The sequence below is a fragment of the Klebsiella sp. H-Nf2 genome (assembly GCF_002806645.1).
Taxonomy (GTDB): Bacteria; Pseudomonadota; Gammaproteobacteria; order Enterobacterales; family Enterobacteriaceae; genus Klebsiella; species Klebsiella variicola.
On record NZ_PIBL01000012.1, the window covers coordinates 122,137 to 139,845 of the forward strand.

The following is a 17,709-nucleotide window of genomic DNA, read 5'->3' on the forward strand; positions in this document are numbered from 1 at the left end:
GATGGTCAAAGTATATGCCCCGGCTTCCAGTGCCAATATGAGCGTCGGGTTTGATGTGTTGGGCGCGGCGGTCACGCCGGTGGATGGCACGCTGCTGGGCGATAACGTCACTGTTGAAGCGGCGGAGCAATTCAGTCTGCACAATCTGGGACGCTTCGCCAGCAAGCTGCCGACGGCGCCGCAGGAAAACATTGTTTATCAGTGCTGGGAAAGTTTTTGCCGGGAGATCGGTAAGACGGTACCGGTGACGATGACCCTGGAAAAAAACATGCCGATCGGCTCCGGGCTCGGCTCCAGCGCCTGCTCGGTGGTCGCCGCGCTGGTGGCCATGAACGAGTTCTGCGGTAAGCCGCTCAACGAGACGCGGATGCTGGCGCTGATGGGGGAGATGGAAGGGCGTATCTCCGGCAGCATTCACTACGATAACGTGGCGCCGTGCTATCTTGGCGGCATGCAGTTGATGATCGAAGAGAACGGGATTATCAGCCAGCAGGTGCCGGGGTTTGATGAGTGGCTGTGGGTATTGGCCTATCCGGGGATTAAAGTCTCCACCGCCGAAGCGCGGGCGATTCTGCCGGCACAATACCGCCGCCAGGATTGTATCGCCCATGGTCGCCACCTCGCGGGCTTTATTCATGCCTGCTACACCCGCCAGCCGCAGCTGGCGGCAAAATTGATGAAAGATGTCATTGCCGAACCGTACCGTACCAAACTGTTGCCGGGCTTTAGCGAAGCGCGCCAGGCGACAATGGAGATCGGTGCGCAGGCTTGCGGCATCTCCGGCTCTGGCCCGACGCTGTTTGCGTTGTGTGATAAACCGGACACCGCACAGCGCGTCGCCGACTGGCTTGGCGCGCACTATCTGCAGAATCAGGAAGGCTTTGTTCATATTTGCCGGCTGGACACGGCGGGCGCACGCGTAGTGGGATAACCAATGAAACTGTATAACTTAAAAGATCATAACGAGCAGGTCAGCTTTGCGCAGGCCGTCACCCAGGGACTTGGCAAGCATCAGGGCCTGTTCTTTCCGCACGATCTGCCGGAATTCAGCCTGACAGAAATCGACGACATGCTGGCGCAGGATTTTGTCACCCGCAGCGCCAAAATTTTATCGGCCTTTATCGGCGATGAGATCCCACAAGATGTTCTGCAGCAACGGGTCGGCGCGGCGTTTGCGTTTCCGGCACCGGTAAGCAAGGTTCAGGATGATGTCGGCTGTCTGGAGCTGTTCCATGGCCCCACGCTGGCGTTCAAGGATTTCGGCGGCCGCTTTATGGCGCAAATGCTGACCCATATCGCCGGTGATAAGCCGGTCACCATACTGACTGCAACCTCTGGCGACACCGGGGCGGCGGTGGCGCATGCCTTCTACGGTCTGCCGAACGTTAAGGTCGTGATCCTCTATCCGCGTGGTAAGATCAGTCCGCTGCAGGAGAAACTGTTCTGTACTCTCGGCGGCAACATTGAAACCGTGGCGATTGACGGCGACTTCGATGCCTGCCAGGCGCTGGTGAAGCAGGCGTTTGACGATGAAGAGCTGAAGACCACGCTGGGGCTCAACTCGGCTAACTCCATTAACATCAGCCGTCTGCTGGCGCAGATCTGCTACTACTTCGAAGCGGCGGCGCAGCTGCCGCAGGAAGCCCGCAATCAGCTGGTAATTTCCGTACCAAGCGGCAACTTCGGCGATTTAACCGCCGGTCTGCTGGCCAAGTCGCTGGGGCTGCCGATTAAGCGCTTTATTGCCGCTACCAACGCGAACGACACCGTTCCCCGTTATCTGCAGGGCGGTGAGTGGGCGCCAAAAGCCACCCAGGCGACGCTGTCCAACGCCATGGATGTCAGCCAGCCGAACAACTGGCCACGCGTCGAAGAGCTGTTCCGCCGTAAAATCTGGCAACTGAGCGAGCTGGGGTATGCTGCGGTCGATGATGAGACCACCAAAGCAGCGATGCGTGAACTGAAGGCCATCGGCTACATCTCTGAGCCGCACGCGGCGATTGCCTGGCGCGCGCTGCGCGATCAGCTGCAGCCGGGAGAGTACGGCCTGTTCCTCGGCACCGCGCATCCGGCGAAATTCAAAGAGAGCGTGGAAGAGATCCTGCAGGAAACCCTGCCGCTGCCGAAGGAGTTGGCCGACCGTGCCGACCTGCCGCTGCTGTCCCACAATCTGCCGGCGGATTTCGCCGCGCTGCGTAAGCTGATGATGGGCTAGTATTGTCGTTCAGCTCTCTGCTAAACCGGGCCTCGTGCCCGGTTTTTTTTCGCTCGAAAATGGAGGTATTGTGTACAGACGAGCAATAAATGCGGCGGACTCTAGATTCAGATTGCAGAGAATAAACAGAATAGTTTTGTAGCGTTAATATTTTGTTATCGACCCATAATGGGGACGGAGAGAAGAGGTAACTTATGACAACGCTGAAACCTGTTTTGCTGGCACTTTCTATGTTGCTGGTCGCTCCTGCGTTGGTTCATGCTGACGAAATCACCCTGATCCCGGCGGTGAAACTGCAAATCGGCGATCGCGATGATTATGGTCATTACTGGGATGGCGATCATTGGCGCGATCGTGACTGGTGGGCTCATCATTACGACTGGCGCGATGATCGCTGGCGTCCGCATGATGATTATCGCCACCACGATCGTGACGACGATGACGATCAAGGTCATCATGGCCATGGGCACGAGCGGCATCACCACGACGACTGATTATTCTTGCCCCCGGCGCGAGGCTGGGGGCATTCAGGCTTACTGCTCGTGGCGTTTGAACACCATTTCACCTTTCTCCGACGCGTCCGCATCAAAGAAATAGCCTTCGCTACTAAATGCCTTGAGCTGCTCCGGCTGGGTTAAGCGATTTTCGATAATGTAGCGACTCATCAGACCGCGCGCTTTTTTCGCATAGAAGCTGATCACTTTGAATTTACCGTTTTTCTCATCGAGGAACACCGGCTTGATTAGCTGGCCCTGCAGTTTTTGCGTTTTCACCGATTTAAAATACTCATCGGAAGCCAGATTGATGACGATATCGTCGCCCTGAGCCTGCAGTGCCTGATTCAGCTTCTCGGTAATGGTCTCGCCCCAGAACTGGTACAGATCTTTGCCGCGCGGGTTTTCCAGACGGATCCCCATCTCCAGGCGGTAGGGCTGCATCAGGTCCAGCGGGCGCAGCACGCCATACAGGCCGGAGAGCATGCGCAGGTGTCGCTGCGCGAAGTCAAAGTCGTCCTCGGTGAGCGTTTCTGCCTGCAGGCCGGTGTAGACATCGCCCTTGAACGCGAGGATCGCCTGACGGGCATTTTGCGGCGTAAAGTCAGGATGCCAGTCGTGGAAGCGGGTGGCGTTAAGGTCCGCTAGCTTGTCGCTGATACTCATCAGCTTACCGATTTGTGGCGCGGTCAGATGACGGGCGATGCCGATAAGCTGTTGAGAATACTCCAGGAGTTCGGGCTGGGTATAGCGAGTCGTTGCCAGCGGGCTTTGATAATCGAGCGTTTTAGCAGGTGAAATCAGAATCAGCATATCCAGTCCTTGCAGGTAATTTCGACGAATTTTAACAAAAAAAGTGCATGGTGGGATCGATAGCTGCGATTGCCGCGCTATTCGCGCGGCAGTTCATTCCAGGCACCCGGGGCCAGCTGCTGGTGAATATCCGGGTAGCGGGCCGCATCGAAAGTGGGCTGGATGCCCAGCCGCCGCTGGCGCAGATAATCGCTGGCGATAATCCGCACCGTCGGGGAGAGCAGCAGGATGGCTGTCAGGTTGGTCATCGCCATCATCGCCATGATGATATCCGCACTCTGCCAGACGACGGGCAGGCTAACCAGGGTTCCCAGCAGCACCATCAGGACGGTGAGTATACGCAGCGCCCAGATATAGCGCGGCTTGTCCAGACGCAGAAAGACCAGATTATTTTCTGCATACACGTAGTTGGCCACGATAGAGCTAAAGGCGAACAGCAGCACGATGAGGGCGATAAAATCCGCTCCCCAGCCGCCGATCAGCACGCTCATCGCATGTTGCAAGTCCTGAATACCATTGAGCGTATATTCATTGTCGGGGCGCGGCGCCAGCATGACGATAATCGCGCTGGCAGTACAGATCACGATGGTATCGATAAACACGCCAATCATCTGCACGATCCCCTGCGCTGCCGGGTGCGGCGGCCAGGAGGCGGCGGCCGCGGCGGCGTTCGGCGAAGAACCCATCCCTGCTTCATTGGAGAACATGCCGCGCTGGAAGCCGCTGGTCAGCGCCTGGCTGATGGAGTAGCCCACCGCGCCGGCGGCAGCTTCCTGCCAGCCGAAGGCGCAGCGAAAGATGGTGGCAAAAATGGTCGGCAGGGCGGTGATGTGCCACAGGCCGATGAGCAGGCTGGTGGCGATCCACAGCAGCGCCATGATGGGCACCAGCCACTGCATCAGGCGCGCCACGCCGCGCAGGCCACGGAGAATGGCCAGGAAAACGAAAATGGCCAGCACGCCGCCGCTGACTGCCGCCGGCAGATCGAACGCATAGTGCAGGGCATGGGCCACCGAGTTAGCCTGCACGGTGTTGAAGATAAATCCATAGGCCAGCAGCAGGAGGATCGAAAACAGAACGCCCATCCAGCGCATGCCGAGGCCGCGCGCCATATACCACGCTGGGCCACCGCGAAACTGCCCCTGGCTGTCGCGCTCTTTGTATAGCTGGGCAAGGGAACACTCAGCGAAGCTGCTGGCCATGCCGAGCAGGGCGGAAACCCACATCCAGAATACGGCCCCAGGCCCGCCGGCGGCGATCGCCAGCGTCACCCCGGCAAGATTGCCGCTGCCGACCCGGGCGGCAAGACTGGTACAGAGCGCCTGGAAGGACGTCAAACCACCCGGCTGCGGGTGCAGGCTTTTTTTCAGACTGCGGCCGAATTTGCGCACGTAGCGGAACTGAATACCCCGGGTTTGCCAGCTAAACCAGATACCCGCGCCCAGTAACAGATAAATCATCACTGAGCCCCAGAGTATTTCATTGATAAATGAGAGAAAATCAGGCATTAAACATCCTCTTGTCCATGCCGGTACGCTTGTGTAAGCGTTACCAATTAAGTGACAATCCTTTCGCTTTCAGCAAATTAAGCGGCGCAGTTTATCACACTCTGCGCTCTTCTCTCGTCGGCGGTTGCGCTGACCCGGCAGCGTGTTATCATCTGGGCAGACCGGTTACATCCCCTTAACTGCTGTTTAAGAGAAATATATCATGACGGATAAATTAACTTCTCTGCGTCAGTACACCACTGTCGTCGCTGACACCGGAGATATTGCGGCAATGAAGCTGTATCAGCCTCAGGATGCCACCACTAACCCTTCCCTGATTCTCGGCGCGGCTCAGATCCCTGAGTACCGTAAGCTGATTGACGACGCTGTGGCCTGGGCACGTAGCCAGAGCAGCGATCGCGCGCAGCAGATCCTCGATGCATCCGACAAGCTGGCGGTGAACATCGGTCTCGAAATCCTGAAGCTGATCCCGGGCCGCATTTCCACCGAAGTGGATGCACGCCTCTCCTATGACACTGAAGCGTCTATCGCGAAAGCCAAGCGCATCATCAAGCTGTATAACGACGCGGGCATCAGCAACGATCGTATTCTTATCAAGCTGGCTTCCACCTGGCAGGGCATTCGCGCTGCTGAACAGCTGGAAAAAGAAGGCATCAACTGTAACCTGACGCTGCTGTTCTCCTTCGCTCAGGCTCGCGCTTGCGCCGAAGCGGGCGTCTTCCTGATTTCGCCGTTTGTTGGCCGCATCCTCGATTGGTACAAAGCGAACACCGACAAGAAAGAGTACGCGCCGGCAGAAGATCCGGGCGTGGTTTCCGTTAGCGAAATCTACGAATACTACAAGCAGCACGGCTATGAAACCGTAGTGATGGGCGCCAGCTTCCGTAACGTTGGCGAAATCCTGGAACTGGCCGGCTGTGACCGCCTGACCATCGCTCCGGCGCTGCTGAAAGAGCTGTCTGAAAGCGAAGGCGCGATTGAGCGTAAACTGGTTTATACCGGTGAAGTGAAAGCGCGTCCGGAACGTATTACCGAATCTGAATTCCTGTGGCAGCATAACCAGGATCCGATGGCGGTAGACAAACTGGCGGAAGGTATCCGTAAGTTTGCGATCGACCAGGAAAAACTGGAAAAAATGATCGGCGAACTGCTGTAATCCCGCAGGTGGCCGACGCCCGTCGGCCACATTACACTGTCTGTCCCGCCTCCGGCAGTGTATCATTTCGTTTAACGCCACAGTTTGAACGGAATAACCATGAATACCTTACGAATCGGCTTAGTTTCCATCTCCGATCGCGCCTCCAGCGGCGTCTATCAGGATAAAGGCATCCCGGCACTGGAAGAGTGGCTGGCGCGTGCCCTCACCACCCCTTTCGAACTGCAAACCCGCCTGATTCCGGATGAGCAGGTGATCATTGAGCAAACGCTGTGCGAACTGGTTGACGAGATGGGGTGCCATCTGGTGTTGACCACCGGCGGAACCGGCCCTGCGCGTCGCGATGTGACGCCTGACGCAACGCTGGCGATTGCCGATCGCGAGATGCCGGGCTTCGGCGAGCAAATGCGCCAGGTTAGCCTACACTTTGTGCCGACGGCTATCCTTTCCCGGCAGGTCGGGGTGATCCGCAAGCAGGCGCTGATCCTTAACCTTCCCGGACAACCGAAAGCGATTCAGGAAACCCTCGAAGGGGTAAAAGATGCTGACGGCAAGGTACTGGTACACGGTATTTTTGCAAGTGTACCTTATTGTGTACAGTTGCTCGAGGGCCCTTATGTCGAAACTGATGGCCGTGTGGTAGAAGCATTTCGTCCCAAGAGCGCCAGACGCGAAACTTTATCCTGAATTTGATGCATTTGTGACATAACCTGCATCGCTGATGGTGTGCCGTTTTATTTACGATATAGTGCTGTTTACTTTACACGCTATAAAACACGCTGCACACCTCAGGATGAAATCGCGTTATGTCATATGCAAACCGACCGCTCAACCGCCAGGATTATAAAACGCTGACGCTGGCCGCCCTTGGCGGCGCGCTGGAGTTTTATGACTTTATCATCTTCGTTTTCTTCGCCGCCGTCGTCGGCGAACTCTTCTTCCCCGCTGATATTCCGGAATGGCTGCGCCAGGTGCAAACCTTTGGCATTTTCGCCGCTGGTTATCTGGCACGCCCGCTGGGAGGGATCATCATGGCCCACTTTGGCGATCTGGTGGGACGCAAGAAAATGTTCACCCTCAGCATCCTGCTGATGGCGTTGCCGACCCTGGCGATTGGCCTGCTGCCGACCTATAGCTCGGTGGGTATTGCTGCGCCGTTGCTGTTGCTGCTGATGCGTATTCTGCAGGGGGCGGCGATCGGCGGCGAGGTTCCTGGCGCCTGGGTGTTTGTCGCTGAGCATGTCCCGGAAAAACGCATTGGTATCGCCTGCGGTACGCTGACGGCCGGCCTGACGGTTGGCATTCTGTTGGGGTCGGTGGTGGCGACGCTTATCAACACCAGCCTGACGCCGCAGGGGATCCACGACGGCGGCTGGCGGATCCCCTTCCTGCTGGGCGGTGTATTTGGTCTGATTGCGATGTATCTGCGTCGCTGGCTGCAGGAGACGCCGATTTTTCTTGAGATGCAGCAGCGTAAAGCGCTGGCGCAGGAGCTGCCGGTAAAAGCGGTGGCGCTCAAGCACCAGAAGGCGGTGGTGGTCTCTATGCTGCTGACCTGGCTGCTGTCGGCGGGCGTGGTGGTGGTGATCCTGATGTCGCCGGTCTGGTTGCAGAAACACTATGGCTTCGCGCCGGCGATTACCCTGCAGGCTAATAGCATCGCCACGATTATGTTGTGCATCGGCTGTCTGCTCGCCGGGCTGGCGGCGGACCGCTTTGGCGCCAGCCGGACTTTCATCGTCGGCAGCCTGCTGCTGGCGGTTGCCAGCTGGGCATTTTACCACCTGTCCGGCGCCAGCCCGCAGCGGCTGTTTCTGCTCTACGGCACGGTGGGGCTCTGTGTCGGCGTGGTAGGGGCGGTGCCTTATGTCATGGTGCGGGCTTTTCCGGCAGAAGTGCGCTTCACCGGTATCTCGTTTTCCTACAACTTGTCGTACGCGATCTTTGGCGGCCTGACGCCGATTGCGGTCACCATGCTGATGGGCGTGTCGCCGATGGCGCCGGCCTGGTATGTGCTGGCCCTGTCGCTGATGGGACTCGGATTAGGTATCTGGCTGCGTCAGGGGTTGACGGCGTCGGCGGGGTTACCGGAAGGGGAACTGCAGCGTTGAGTCTGGTTTACCGATGATGACCTGCCGCCGCCCTGTGACAGGACGGCGGCGGACGATTAACGTGGTTCGCCAATCGGCAGCACGGTGCGGCCGAACTGCTCGTTCAGCACTTCACCCATCGCCAGGTAAATGGCGCTGGCGCCACAAACCAGGCCGACCCAGCCAGCGACTTTCACAATGCCTTCGTTATCCACCAGATGACCAATCGCCAGCAGCGCGAACAACACGGTCAGGCTCAGGAAGACAAACTGCAGCATGCGGGCTGCTTTCAGGGTGCCAAAGAACATAAACAGGGTAAAGACCCCCCACAGGCCGAGGTACATGCCGAGGAAGTGCGCGTTTGGCGCTTCCGCAAGACCCATTTTCGGCATCAGGAGGATAGCCACCAGCGTCAGCCAGAAGCTGCCGTAGGAGGTAAAAGCGGTTAAGCCAAAGGTGTTGCCTTTCTTGTATTCAAGCAGGCCGGCAAAAATTTGCGCAATGCCGCCGTAAAAAATGCCCATCGCCAGGATAGCTACATCGAATGCGAACAGGCCGCTATTCGCCAGATTAAGCAGAATAGTGGTCATGCCGAAGCCCATAAGGCCCAGCGGTGCCGGATTAGCCAACTTAGTGTTGCCCATAATTCCTCAAAATTATCATTAAAAGGGAAGCATTACCCCGCGACTTGGCGGCGGGGCGCGGCATAATAATGAGGCGATGAAGGGCTGTCTATGATCTGGCGGGGTATTTTTCACCAATTTCTGTTGCGCCCGACGGCGACGAGCGCATTTGCCGTAAACAGGCAATATGCAGGACCGCGGGGATGGTGACCCGATACGCGCTACCGCTTACCGCTTTGACGCTGTTCAGCGCGGCGCCGAGCGGCCCGCCCAGCCCGGCGCCGCGCACCAGTCCATGTCCAATAACGCTTACGGCGGCATGCGTGCGCAGGATGGCGGTTAAGCGCTCGTCCAGCAACAGGGCGACGCCTTCGCTCAGCTTGCGGTGCCTCAGCAGATGGGGCAACAGATTTTCCAGCTCATGACTCCGGCAATCCACCGCGGCAAGAAATTGCGCCTTTTGCTCCGCATCCAGCTTATTCCAGCTGTGCTGCAGGAAATGCGCCAGCAACAGCTGCTCGATCTGCGGCGTTGTCATCTGTTTGTCGACCTTCGCCTTCAGCCGTTTACACACATCCAGCAGGATCGCGCGATAAAACTTACCGTGGCGGCGTAGGGTGTTGGCGATGCTGTCGCCACCAAAATGCTGTAGCTCTCCGGCAATTAGCTGCCAGTTGCGGCGATAGCGTTCCGGGTGGCCCTCCATTGCTAAAAAAGTCTCGTTGCGCAGCAGCGTACTGGAGAGACGGGGTTTGCCGTTTTCGCCGTGGGTCAGAATACGGGTAAAAGCTTCCAGATGCGCCTCACTGCACTCAGGAAGAAAGGCCAGATCGTCATCTGCCAGATAGTTAATATGCATAAATCATCCCTCCTCAGGATAACGAGGTTAGTCGTCGCCGATAATTTTTAATGAGGCCATGTCAGAGGAGTGGACCGTGTGGCCGGAGAAGGCGATTTTCTTCACACAGCGTTTGCTGTCGTTATCGCTGTTGAGGGTGATCCAGCCGGTGGTGCTGCCCTCGTTGATCCCGGCTGGCACGCTCAGACTGTGGCTGGCGCCGCGGCTGGCCTTAAAGTAGACCGTCGCCCCGGAGAGCTGTATATCGCCGCGCTCAGCGCTGAGCTGAATGCGCTTGACGACCCGACAGACCGGGAGCTTCAGCGTCAGATCGTTGGTTTCATTGCGCGGCATGGCCACCACGCCGAGGATTTTATGGTCGTTGGCGGCCGCCGAGGTGATAAACGACAAGCCGAGGATAATCCCCGCGGAAAGCCGGAATAATGGTTTCATCAATCTGTCCCCTGAATAAGTGAAGTGCGACGGCGAGGGATATTATCACCAGGGGAACGGGGCCATTAGCGCGCAAGTATTGCGGTTTATGTCAATGATATTATGAATATATTTGGTTTTTATATTCGTTATTTATATGTGTATTTCGCTACCTCGTTTGGCGCCAGGCAATGTCGCCCGGGACGCTTTTCACGACTCAGGTCAGGGCGCGGTGCAAAAAATTTTTAGGCTTGCCCCTTGATGACGGGGTGGGCGACCCCATCTTGTAGTCAACCGCAGTGAAGAACCTGAAAAAAAATGATGTCTGGGCAGTTGAAACCGCACGTTTCGCCCTTATTACAGGTTCACAACCACATGTTGATCGAATTTTTAGTGGAGACGTTTAGATGGGTAAAATTATTGGTATCGACCTGGGTACTACCAACTCTTGTGTAGCGATTATGGATGGCACTACTGCACGCGTGCTGGAGAACGCCGAAGGCGATCGCACCACGCCTTCTATCATTGCCTATACCCAGGATGGTGAAACTCTGGTTGGTCAGCCGGCTAAACGTCAGGCAGTGACAAACCCGCAAAACACCCTGTTTGCGATTAAACGCCTGATTGGCCGCCGCTTCCAGGACGAAGAAGTTCAGCGTGACGTTTCTATCATGCCATACAAAATTGTTGCCGCAGACAATGGCGACGCATGGCTGGATGTGAAAGGCACCAAAACTGCACCGCCGCAGATCTCTGCTGAAGTGCTGAAAAAAATGAAGAAAACGGCTGAAGATTACCTGGGTGAACCGGTAACTGAAGCGGTTATCACCGTACCGGCTTACTTCAACGATGCGCAGCGTCAGGCAACCAAAGATGCCGGCCGTATCGCCGGTCTGGAAGTCAAACGTATCATCAACGAACCGACCGCGGCTGCGCTGGCTTACGGTCTGGATAAAGAAGTCGGTAACCGCACTATCGCGGTATACGACCTCGGCGGTGGTACTTTCGATATCTCTATTATCGAAATCGACGAAGTTGACGGCGAAAAAACCTTCGAAGTCCTGGCAACCAACGGTGATACCCACCTGGGCGGTGAAGACTTCGATACTCGTCTGATTAACTACCTCGTTGATGAGTTCAAGAAAGATCAGGGCATTGACCTGCGTAACGACCCGCTGGCCATGCAGCGCCTGAAAGAAGCCGCTGAGAAAGCGAAGATCGAACTGTCTTCTGCTCAGCAGACCGACGTTAACCTGCCGTATATCACTGCAGATGCGACCGGTCCGAAACACATGAACATCAAAGTGACTCGCGCGAAACTGGAAAGCCTGGTAGAAGATCTGGTTAACCGTTCCATCGAGCCGCTGAAAGTGGCCCTGCAGGATGCCGGTCTGTCCGTTTCCGATATCAACGACGTTATCCTCGTTGGTGGTCAGACTCGTATGCCGATGGTGCAGAAGAAAGTGGCTGAGTTCTTCGGTAAAGAGCCGCGTAAAGACGTTAACCCGGATGAAGCTGTGGCGATCGGCGCAGCAGTTCAGGGTGGTGTACTGACAGGTGAAGTTAAAGACGTTCTGCTGCTGGACGTTACCCCGCTGTCGCTGGGTATCGAAACCATGGGCGGCGTGATGACAGCGCTTATCAACAAAAACACCACTATCCCGACGAAACACAGCCAGGTGTTCTCTACCGCAGAAGACAACCAGTCTGCGGTAACCATCCACGTGATTCAGGGTGAGCGTAAACGCGCGTCCGATAACAAATCACTGGGTCAGTTCAACCTGGATGGTATTAACCCGGCGCCGCGCGGTATGCCGCAGATCGAAGTGACCTTCGACATCGATGCTGACGGTATCCTGCACGTTTCCGCGAAAGACAAAAACAGCGGTAAAGAGCAGAAGATCACCATCAAGGCGTCTTCCGGTCTGAATGAAGAAGAAATTCAGAAAATGGTTCGCGAAGCAGAAGCTAACGCCGAATCTGACCGTAAGTTCGAAGAGCTGGTACAGACCCGTAACCAGGGCGACCATCTGCTGCACAGCACTCGCAAGCAGGTTGAAGAAGCAGGCGACAAACTGCCGGCTGATGACAAAACGGCTATCGAGTCTGCGCTGACTGCGCTGGAAACTTCCCTGAAAGGCGAAGACAAAGCGGACATCGAAGCGAAAATGCAGGCGCTGGCGCAGGCTTCTCAGAAGCTGATGGAAATTGCTCAGCAGCAGCACGCTCAGCAGCAGGCGGGTTCCGCTGACGCTCAGACGAGCAACGCGAAAGACGACGATGTTGTCGACGCTGAGTTCGAAGAAGTGAAAGATAAAAAATAATCGCCCTTTGAACGGGTAAAACACTGGCACGGGCGAAGAGGTTTCCTCTCCGCCCGTGCACGCATGTTAAGGGGCTGAAAAACACCGATGGCAAAGCAAGATTACTACGAGATTTTAGGCGTCTCCAAAACAGCGGAAGAGCGTGAAATCAAAAAGGCTTACAAGCGCCTGGCCATGAAGTATCACCCGGACCGCAATCAGGGTGATAAAGAGGCCGAAGCAAAGTTTAAAGAAATCAAAGAAGCGTATGAAATCCTGACTGATGCCCAGAAGCGTGCGGCCTACGATCAGTATGGCCATGCGGCCTTTGAGCAGGGCGGCATGGGCGGCGGCGGCGGTTTTGGCGGCGGTGCGGATTTCAGCGATATCTTTGGCGATGTCTTTGGCGATATCTTTGGCGGCGGACGTGGCCGTCAGCGCGCGGCGCGCGGCGCCGATCTCCGTTACAACATGGAGCTGACGCTGGAAGAAGCGGTGCGTGGCGTCACCAAAGAGATCCGTATTCCAACGCTGGAAGAGTGCGACGTCTGTCACGGCAGCGGCGCCAAGGCCGGCAGCAAGCCGCAGACCTGCCCGACCTGTCATGGCGCAGGCCAGGTGCAGATGCGTCAGGGCTTCTTTGCGGTACAGCAGACCTGTCCGCACTGTCAGGGACGCGGTACGCTGATTAAAGATCCATGCAACAAATGCCATGGCCACGGGCGCGTAGAGAAAACGAAAACCCTGTCGGTCAAAATTCCGGCAGGTGTGGATACCGGCGATCGGATCCGTCTGGCGGGCGAAGGCGAAGCCGGCGAGCATGGCGCCCCGGCAGGGGATCTGTACGTTCAGGTCCAGGTGAAGCAGCACGCTATCTTTGAGCGTGAAGGCAATAACCTGTACTGCGAAGTCCCGATCAACTTCACGATGGCGGCGCTGGGTGGTGAGATTGAAGTGCCGACGCTCGATGGCCGCGTTAGCCTGAAAGTGCCGGGTGAAACCCAGACCGGCAAGCTGTTCCGCATGCGTGGCAAAGGCGTAAAATCCGTTCGCGGCGGCGCCCAGGGCGATCTGCTGTGCCGCGTGGTGGTGGAGACGCCGGTAGGGCTGAACGAGAAGCAGAAGCAGCTGCTGAAAGAGCTACAGGAGAGCTTCGGCGGTCCGACCGGGGAAAACAACAGCCCGCGTTCGAAAAGCTTCTTTGACGGTGTGAAGAAATTCTTCGACGACCTGACCCGCTAATTGCGTTTTTACTGATATCCGGCCCGGGCCTCGCTGCCCGGGCTTTTTTTTGCCTAACGCCTCCTCTTTTATTCGTAAAAAACGAATGTTAAAGCAATTTAAATCTGATTTTTTCGAATTATCAGTGTGTGTATTATGCTTTTATCGAGTTATTCACCAACAGGATGAAAGTAAAAGTGAAACATCTGCAACGATTCTTTAGTAGCGATGCTTCCGGCGGCATTGTCTTAATCATTGCCGCCGTGCTGGCGATGGTGATGGCCAATACCAGCGTGACCAGCGGTCTGTATCACTCCTTCCTTGATACACCAGTCCAGCTGCGGGTAGGGGCGCTGGAGATCAATAAGAACATGCTGTTATGGATCAATGATGCCCTGATGGCGGTGTTCTTTTTACTGATTGGCCTGGAGGTCAAACGTGAGCTGATTCAGGGCTCGCTGGCAAGCCGCCGTCAGGCGGTGTTTCCTGTGATTGCCGCGCTCGGCGGGATGATTGTGCCGGCGCTGGTCTATCTGGCTTTTAACGCCCAGGATCCTGTCGCCAGAGAAGGGTGGGCGATCCCGGCGGCGACGGATATTGCCTTTGCCCTCGGTGTGCTGGCGCTGTTAGGGAGCCGGGTACCGACGGCGCTGAAGATTTTCCTGATGGCGCTGGCGATTATTGATGACCTCGGGGCTATCGTGATTATCGCGCTGTTTTATACCCACGACCTGTCCATGCTCTCGCTGGGCGTGGCGGCGGCGGCGATTGCGGTGCTGGTGGCCCTGAACCTCAGTGGCGTGCGGCGTACCGGGATCTATATTCTGGTTGGCGCGGTGCTGTGGACGGCGGTGCTGAAGTCTGGCGTTCATGCGACCCTTGCCGGGGTGATCGTCGGCTTTATGATCCCGCTCGAGGAAAAGCATGGCAAGTCACCAGCCAAAGCGCTTGAGCATGTTCTGCACCCGTGGGTCGCGTTTATGATCCTGCCGCTGTTCGCCTTCGCTAACGCTGGGGTTTCGCTGCAGGGGGTCACCCTTGCCGGACTGACGTCACTTCTGCCGCTGGGCATCATGGCTGGGCTGTTTATCGGCAAGCCGCTGGGGATCAGCCTGTTCTGCTGGCTGGCGCTGAAGCTGAAGTGGGCATCGCTGCCGGAGGGGACCACCTGCAAGCAGATCATGGCGGTGGGTATTCTGTGTGGGATTGGCTTTACGATGTCGATTTTCATTGCCACCCTGGCCTTTGGCAGCGTCGACCCCGCGTTGATCAACTGGGCCAAGCTTGGCATCCTGATCGGCTCAGTGCTATCAGCGGTCGTCGGATACCTCATACTGCGTCAGCGCGTGACGGATACTCGCCTCGCGGTATAACCTTTCTGCAGGAGAGCCTGCGTGGCTCTCCTGGACATTATCAGGGAGAGAAGCATGTCACATATCAACTACAACCATCTGTACTACTTCTGGCACGTGTATAAAGAAGGGTCCGTCGTTGGCGCGGCGGAGGCGTTGTTTCTGACGCCGCAGACGATTACCGGGCAGATCAAAGCCCTGGAAGAGCGCCTGCAGGGTAAGTTGTTTAAGCGAAAAGGAAGGGGACTGGAACCGAGCGAACTGGGCGAACTGGTCTTCCGCTATGCCGACCGCATGTTTACCCTGAGCCAGGAGATGCTCGACATCGTCAACTACCGCAAAGAGTCGAATCTGCTGTTTGATGTTGGCGTCGCTGATGCGTTATCCAAGCGGCTGGTCAGCGGCGTGCTGGATGCCGCCGTCGTCGAGAGTGAGCAGATCCATCTGCGCTGTTTTGAATCCACCCATGAGCTGCTGCTGGAGCAACTGAGCCAGCATAAGCTCGATATGATTATCTCTGACTGTCCGATCGACTCGACGCAGCAGGAAGGGCTATTTTCGGTGAAGATTGGCGAGTGCAGCGTCAGCTTCTGGTGCATGAATCCGGCGCCGACGAAGCCGTTTCCGGCCTGTCTGGAAGAGCGGCGGCTGTTGATCCCTGGTCGGCGTTCGATGCTGGGACGTAAACTGCTGAACTGGATTAACGTACAGGGCCTGAAGGTGGAGATCCTCGGTGAGTTTGACGATGCGGCGCTCATGAAAGCCTTCGGTGCCGCACATAATGCGATATTTGTCGCGCCGACGCTCTACGCGCATGATTTCTACCATGATGAATCGATTATCGAGATTGGCCGCATGGATAGCGTGATGGAGGAGTATCACGCCATCTTTGCCGAACGGATGATTCAGCATCCGGCGGTACAGCGCATCTGTAATCGCGATTATTCGTCACTGTTTACCGAACCCCGATAGCCTGGAGGCGTGGGCTGGCGTGGCTCGGGTCGCGCCAGTGCGCGCTACCGGGGAAGATGACAGGCATAAAAAAACCCGCTTTCGCGGGTTTCTTTAACAAAGTTCAGCAAGCAGGCGATTAAGCCAGTTTGTTGATCTGTGCAGTCAGGTTTGCTTTATGACGCGCAGCTTTGTTTTTGTGGATCAGACCTTTAGCAGCCTGACGGTCCACGATTGGTTGCATTTCGTTAAATGCTTTCAGTGCAGTAGCTTTGTCGCCAGCTTCGATCGCTGCGTATACTTTCTTGATGAAAGTACGCATCATAGAGCGACGGCTTGCGTTGTGCTTGCGAGCCTTTTCAGACTGAACGGCTCGCTTCTTAGCTGATTTGATATTAGCCAAGGTCCAACTCCCAAATGTGTTCTATATGGACAATTCAAAGGCCGAGGAATATGCCCGTTTAGCCTTCTTTTGTCAATGGATTTGTGCAAATAAGCGCCGTTTAACACCACAGCGCTTCATTACGTAGTGATGGCGCAAGATTCTACCAGCTTGTTGCAGGCGAATACAGCTTTTCCACCATAAAAATCGCCGGGCAGGGGCAGTTTTCCGGCTTTCTCTCGCTGAGTGAATGAATTACTGAGAACTTTCTTTGCCGAGGCGCAATCGTTGGTTAACGTTGACAGTTGTACAAGGTATACTCGGACGATTTTCACTGTTTTGAGCCAGACATGAAGCTGATACGCGGCATACATAATCTCAGTCAGGCGCCGCACGGGTGCGTGCTGACCATTGGCAATTTTGACGGCGTGCATCGTGGGCATCAGGCACTGTTGCAGCGGTTGCGCGAAGAGGGCCGCCAGCGCGGTTTACCGGTGGTGGTGATGATTTTCGAACCCCAGCCGCTGGAGCTATTTGCCGCCGATAAAGCCCCGGCGCGCTTGACCCGCCTGCGTGAGAAGCTGAGCTATCTGGCTGAAAGCGGGGTCGACTATGTGCTGTGCGTGCGGTTTGACCGCCGTTTCGCCGCGCTGACCGCGCAGGATTTTATCAGTGAACTGCTGGTGCGCCGCCTGGGTGTGCAGTTCCTTGCCGTCGGTGATGATTTCCGCTTTGGCGCTGGTCGCCAGGGGGATTTCTTGTTATTGCAAAAGGCCGGAGCGGAATACGGCTTCGACGTGACCAGCACCCAGACCTTCTGCGAGGGTGGGGTGCGTATCAGCAGTACGGCGGTGCGCCAGGCGCTGGCCGATGACGATCTCCTGCTGGCGGAGACGCTGCTGGGCCATCCGTTTAGCATCTCCGGACGCGTCGTTCATGGTGATGAACTGGGCCGTACCATAGGTTTTCCTACGGCGAACTTACCGCTGCGTCGTCAGGTTTCCCCGGTTAAAGGGGTCTATGCGGTAGAAGTAACAGGGCTGGGCGACAAACCGATAGCGGGCGTCGCCAATATTGGCACCCGTCCAACGGTATCGGGGGTGCGTCAGCAGCTTGAAGTACATCTGTTGGACGTTGTAATGGACCTCTACGGTCGCCATATCAATGTAGTACTGCGTAAAAAAATACGTAATGAGCAGCGGTTTGCGTCGCTGGACGAGCTGAAGGCGCAAATCGCACGTGATGAGTTAACGGCCCGCGAATTATTTGGGCTCACCAGGCTGGCCTGAGCCACTGGTGTTTATCAAACCGAAATACGGAACCGAGAATCT

General features: G+C 56.4%; 17 protein-coding genes and 1 pseudogene. 12 read left to right on the top strand and 6 right to left on the bottom strand.

Annotated features, from left to right (window positions below; all coding sequences use genetic code 11):
• Position 1 precedes the first annotated feature (1 nt).
• The 3 genes from thrB (at position 2) to CWM58_RS22990 (ending at position 2,709) form a co-directional block, all read left to right on the top strand.
• Positions 2-931, top strand: a complete 930-nt coding sequence (gene thrB, locus CWM58_RS22980; RefSeq protein WP_008807508.1) for a homoserine kinase — start codon at positions 2-4, stop codon at positions 929-931.
• A gap of 3 nt (positions 932-934) precedes the next feature.
• The gene (thrC, locus tag CWM58_RS22985; RefSeq protein WP_100681867.1) at positions 935-2,215 is read left to right on the top strand and encodes a threonine synthase; all 1,281 of its coding nucleotides are present in this window, start codon (positions 935-937) and stop codon (positions 2,213-2,215) included.
• A 194-nt stretch (positions 2,216-2,409) separates the two neighbouring features.
• Positions 2,410-2,709, top strand: a complete 300-nt coding sequence (locus CWM58_RS22990; protein ID WP_061155830.1) for a DUF2502 domain-containing protein — start codon at positions 2,410-2,412, stop codon at positions 2,707-2,709.
• Positions 2,710-2,748: 39 nt separating this feature from the next.
• Here CWM58_RS22990 and yaaA read toward each other — a convergent pair whose 3' ends face one another.
• Both yaaA and CWM58_RS23000 read right to left on the bottom strand, forming a co-directional pair.
• The gene (yaaA, locus tag CWM58_RS22995) at positions 2,749-3,522 is read right to left on the bottom strand and encodes a peroxide stress protein YaaA (RefSeq protein WP_100681868.1); all 774 of its coding nucleotides are present in this window, start codon (positions 3,520-3,522) and stop codon (positions 2,749-2,751) included.
• A 77-nt stretch (positions 3,523-3,599) separates the two neighbouring features.
• Positions 3,600-5,030 carry an alanine/glycine:cation symporter family protein gene (locus tag CWM58_RS23000; protein WP_061155828.1) on the bottom strand — a complete coding sequence of 477 codons (1,431 nt, stop codon included), beginning with the start codon at positions 5,028-5,030 and terminating at the stop codon, positions 3,600-3,602.
• A gap of 202 nt (positions 5,031-5,232) precedes the next feature.
• On the opposite strand from CWM58_RS23000, the gene tal reads away from it, so the two are divergent.
• The 3 genes from tal (at position 5,233) to CWM58_RS23015 (ending at position 8,297) form a co-directional block, all read left to right on the top strand.
• Positions 5,233-6,186: a transaldolase gene (gene tal, locus CWM58_RS23005; RefSeq protein WP_061155827.1), complete on the top strand. Its 954-nt coding sequence runs from the start codon at positions 5,233-5,235 to the stop codon at positions 6,184-6,186.
• Positions 6,187-6,285: 99 nt separating this feature from the next.
• Complete coding sequence (mog, locus tag CWM58_RS23010; protein WP_008807503.1) at positions 6,286-6,873, top strand: molybdopterin adenylyltransferase; 588 nt, start codon at positions 6,286-6,288, stop codon at positions 6,871-6,873.
• Positions 6,874-6,992: 119 nt separating this feature from the next.
• A complete protein-coding gene (locus tag CWM58_RS23015) occupies positions 6,993-8,297 on the top strand; it encodes an MFS transporter (protein ID WP_061155826.1) in 1,305 nt (434 codons plus the stop codon).
• Positions 8,298-8,353: 56 nt separating this feature from the next.
• On the opposite strand, the gene satP is transcribed toward CWM58_RS23015, so the two are convergent.
• From satP to CWM58_RS23030, 3 genes are all read right to left on the bottom strand, one after another.
• Complete coding sequence (gene satP / locus CWM58_RS23020; RefSeq protein WP_012542907.1) at positions 8,354-8,920, bottom strand: acetate uptake transporter; 567 nt, start codon at positions 8,918-8,920, stop codon at positions 8,354-8,356.
• An 88-nt stretch (positions 8,921-9,008) separates the two neighbouring features.
• Positions 9,009-9,758 carry an acidic protein MsyB gene (msyB, locus tag CWM58_RS23025; RefSeq protein ID WP_100681869.1) on the bottom strand — a complete coding sequence of 250 codons (750 nt, stop codon included), beginning with the start codon at positions 9,756-9,758 and terminating at the stop codon, positions 9,009-9,011.
• 27 nt (positions 9,759-9,785) lie between these two features.
• Positions 9,786-10,190 carry a DUF2541 family protein gene (locus CWM58_RS23030; protein ID WP_100681870.1) on the bottom strand — a complete coding sequence of 135 codons (405 nt, stop codon included), beginning with the start codon at positions 10,188-10,190 and terminating at the stop codon, positions 9,786-9,788.
• Positions 10,191-10,576: 386 nt separating this feature from the next.
• On the opposite strand from CWM58_RS23030, the gene dnaK reads away from it, so the two are divergent.
• From dnaK to nhaR, 4 genes are all read left to right on the top strand, one after another.
• Entirely contained in the window at positions 10,577-12,493 is a 1,917-nt protein-coding gene (gene dnaK, locus CWM58_RS23035) for a molecular chaperone DnaK (protein WP_100681871.1), read from the top strand.
• A gap of 87 nt (positions 12,494-12,580) precedes the next feature.
• A complete protein-coding gene (gene dnaJ, locus CWM58_RS23040) occupies positions 12,581-13,714 on the top strand; it encodes a molecular chaperone DnaJ (protein ID WP_008807497.1) in 1,134 nt (377 codons plus the stop codon).
• 176 nt (positions 13,715-13,890) lie between these two features.
• Complete coding sequence (gene nhaA / locus CWM58_RS23045; protein WP_100681880.1) at positions 13,891-15,066, top strand: Na+/H+ antiporter NhaA; 1,176 nt, start codon at positions 13,891-13,893, stop codon at positions 15,064-15,066.
• A gap of 54 nt (positions 15,067-15,120) precedes the next feature.
• Positions 15,121-16,017 (top strand): transcriptional activator NhaR, encoded by an 897-nt coding sequence (gene nhaR / locus CWM58_RS23050; RefSeq protein WP_061155822.1) that lies wholly within the window; start codon positions 15,121-15,123, stop codon positions 16,015-16,017.
• A 118-nt stretch (positions 16,018-16,135) separates the two neighbouring features.
• Here the strand turns inward: nhaR and rpsT are convergent, their stop codons facing one another.
• The gene (gene rpsT, locus CWM58_RS23055) at positions 16,136-16,399 is read right to left on the bottom strand and encodes a 30S ribosomal protein S20 (protein WP_003018940.1); all 264 of its coding nucleotides are present in this window, start codon (positions 16,397-16,399) and stop codon (positions 16,136-16,138) included.
• A 116-nt stretch (positions 16,400-16,515) separates the two neighbouring features.
• Between rpsT and CWM58_RS29350 the strand changes: the two are divergent.
• Both CWM58_RS29350 and ribF read left to right on the top strand, forming a co-directional pair.
• Positions 16,516-16,721: pseudogene (locus CWM58_RS29350) on the top strand (DUF2575 domain-containing protein); the annotation flags it as partial.
• A 7-nt stretch (positions 16,722-16,728) separates the two neighbouring features.
• Positions 16,729-17,667, top strand: coding sequence for a bifunctional riboflavin kinase/FAD synthetase (gene ribF / locus CWM58_RS23070; RefSeq protein WP_061155821.1), 939 nt, complete (start codon positions 16,729-16,731; stop codon positions 17,665-17,667).
• Positions 17,668-17,709 lie beyond the last annotated feature (42 nt).

Coding starts and splice junctions, on each gene's coding strand:
- thrB (WP_008807508.1), top strand. CDS start 2: ATGGTCAAAGTATATGCCCCGGCTTCCAGTGCCAATATGAGCGTCGGG.
- dnaJ (WP_008807497.1), top strand. CDS start 12,581: ATGGCAAAGCAAGATTACTACGAGATTTTAGGCGTCTCCAAAACAGCG.
- mog (WP_008807503.1), top strand. CDS start 6,286: ATGAATACCTTACGAATCGGCTTAGTTTCCATCTCCGATCGCGCCTCC.
- nhaR (WP_061155822.1), top strand. CDS start 15,121: ATGTCACATATCAACTACAACCATCTGTACTACTTCTGGCACGTGTAT.
- ribF (WP_061155821.1), top strand. CDS start 16,729: ATGAAGCTGATACGCGGCATACATAATCTCAGTCAGGCGCCGCACGGG.
- CWM58_RS23030 (WP_100681870.1), bottom strand. CDS start 10,190: ATGAAACCATTATTCCGGCTTTCCGCGGGGATTATCCTCGGCTTGTCG.
- CWM58_RS23015 (WP_061155826.1), top strand. CDS start 6,993: ATGTCATATGCAAACCGACCGCTCAACCGCCAGGATTATAAAACGCTG.
- dnaK (WP_100681871.1), top strand. CDS start 10,577: ATGGGTAAAATTATTGGTATCGACCTGGGTACTACCAACTCTTGTGTA.
- CWM58_RS22990 (WP_061155830.1), top strand. CDS start 2,410: ATGACAACGCTGAAACCTGTTTTGCTGGCACTTTCTATGTTGCTGGTC.
- yaaA (WP_100681868.1), bottom strand. CDS start 3,522: ATGCTGATTCTGATTTCACCTGCTAAAACGCTCGATTATCAAAGCCCG.
- satP (WP_012542907.1), bottom strand. CDS start 8,920: ATGGGCAACACTAAGTTGGCTAATCCGGCACCGCTGGGCCTTATGGGC.
- msyB (WP_100681869.1), bottom strand. CDS start 9,758: ATGCATATTAACTATCTGGCAGATGACGATCTGGCCTTTCTTCCTGAG.
- tal (WP_061155827.1), top strand. CDS start 5,233: ATGACGGATAAATTAACTTCTCTGCGTCAGTACACCACTGTCGTCGCT.
- thrC (WP_100681867.1), top strand. CDS start 935: ATGAAACTGTATAACTTAAAAGATCATAACGAGCAGGTCAGCTTTGCG.
- CWM58_RS23000 (WP_061155828.1), bottom strand. CDS start 5,030: ATGCCTGATTTTCTCTCATTTATCAATGAAATACTCTGGGGCTCAGTG.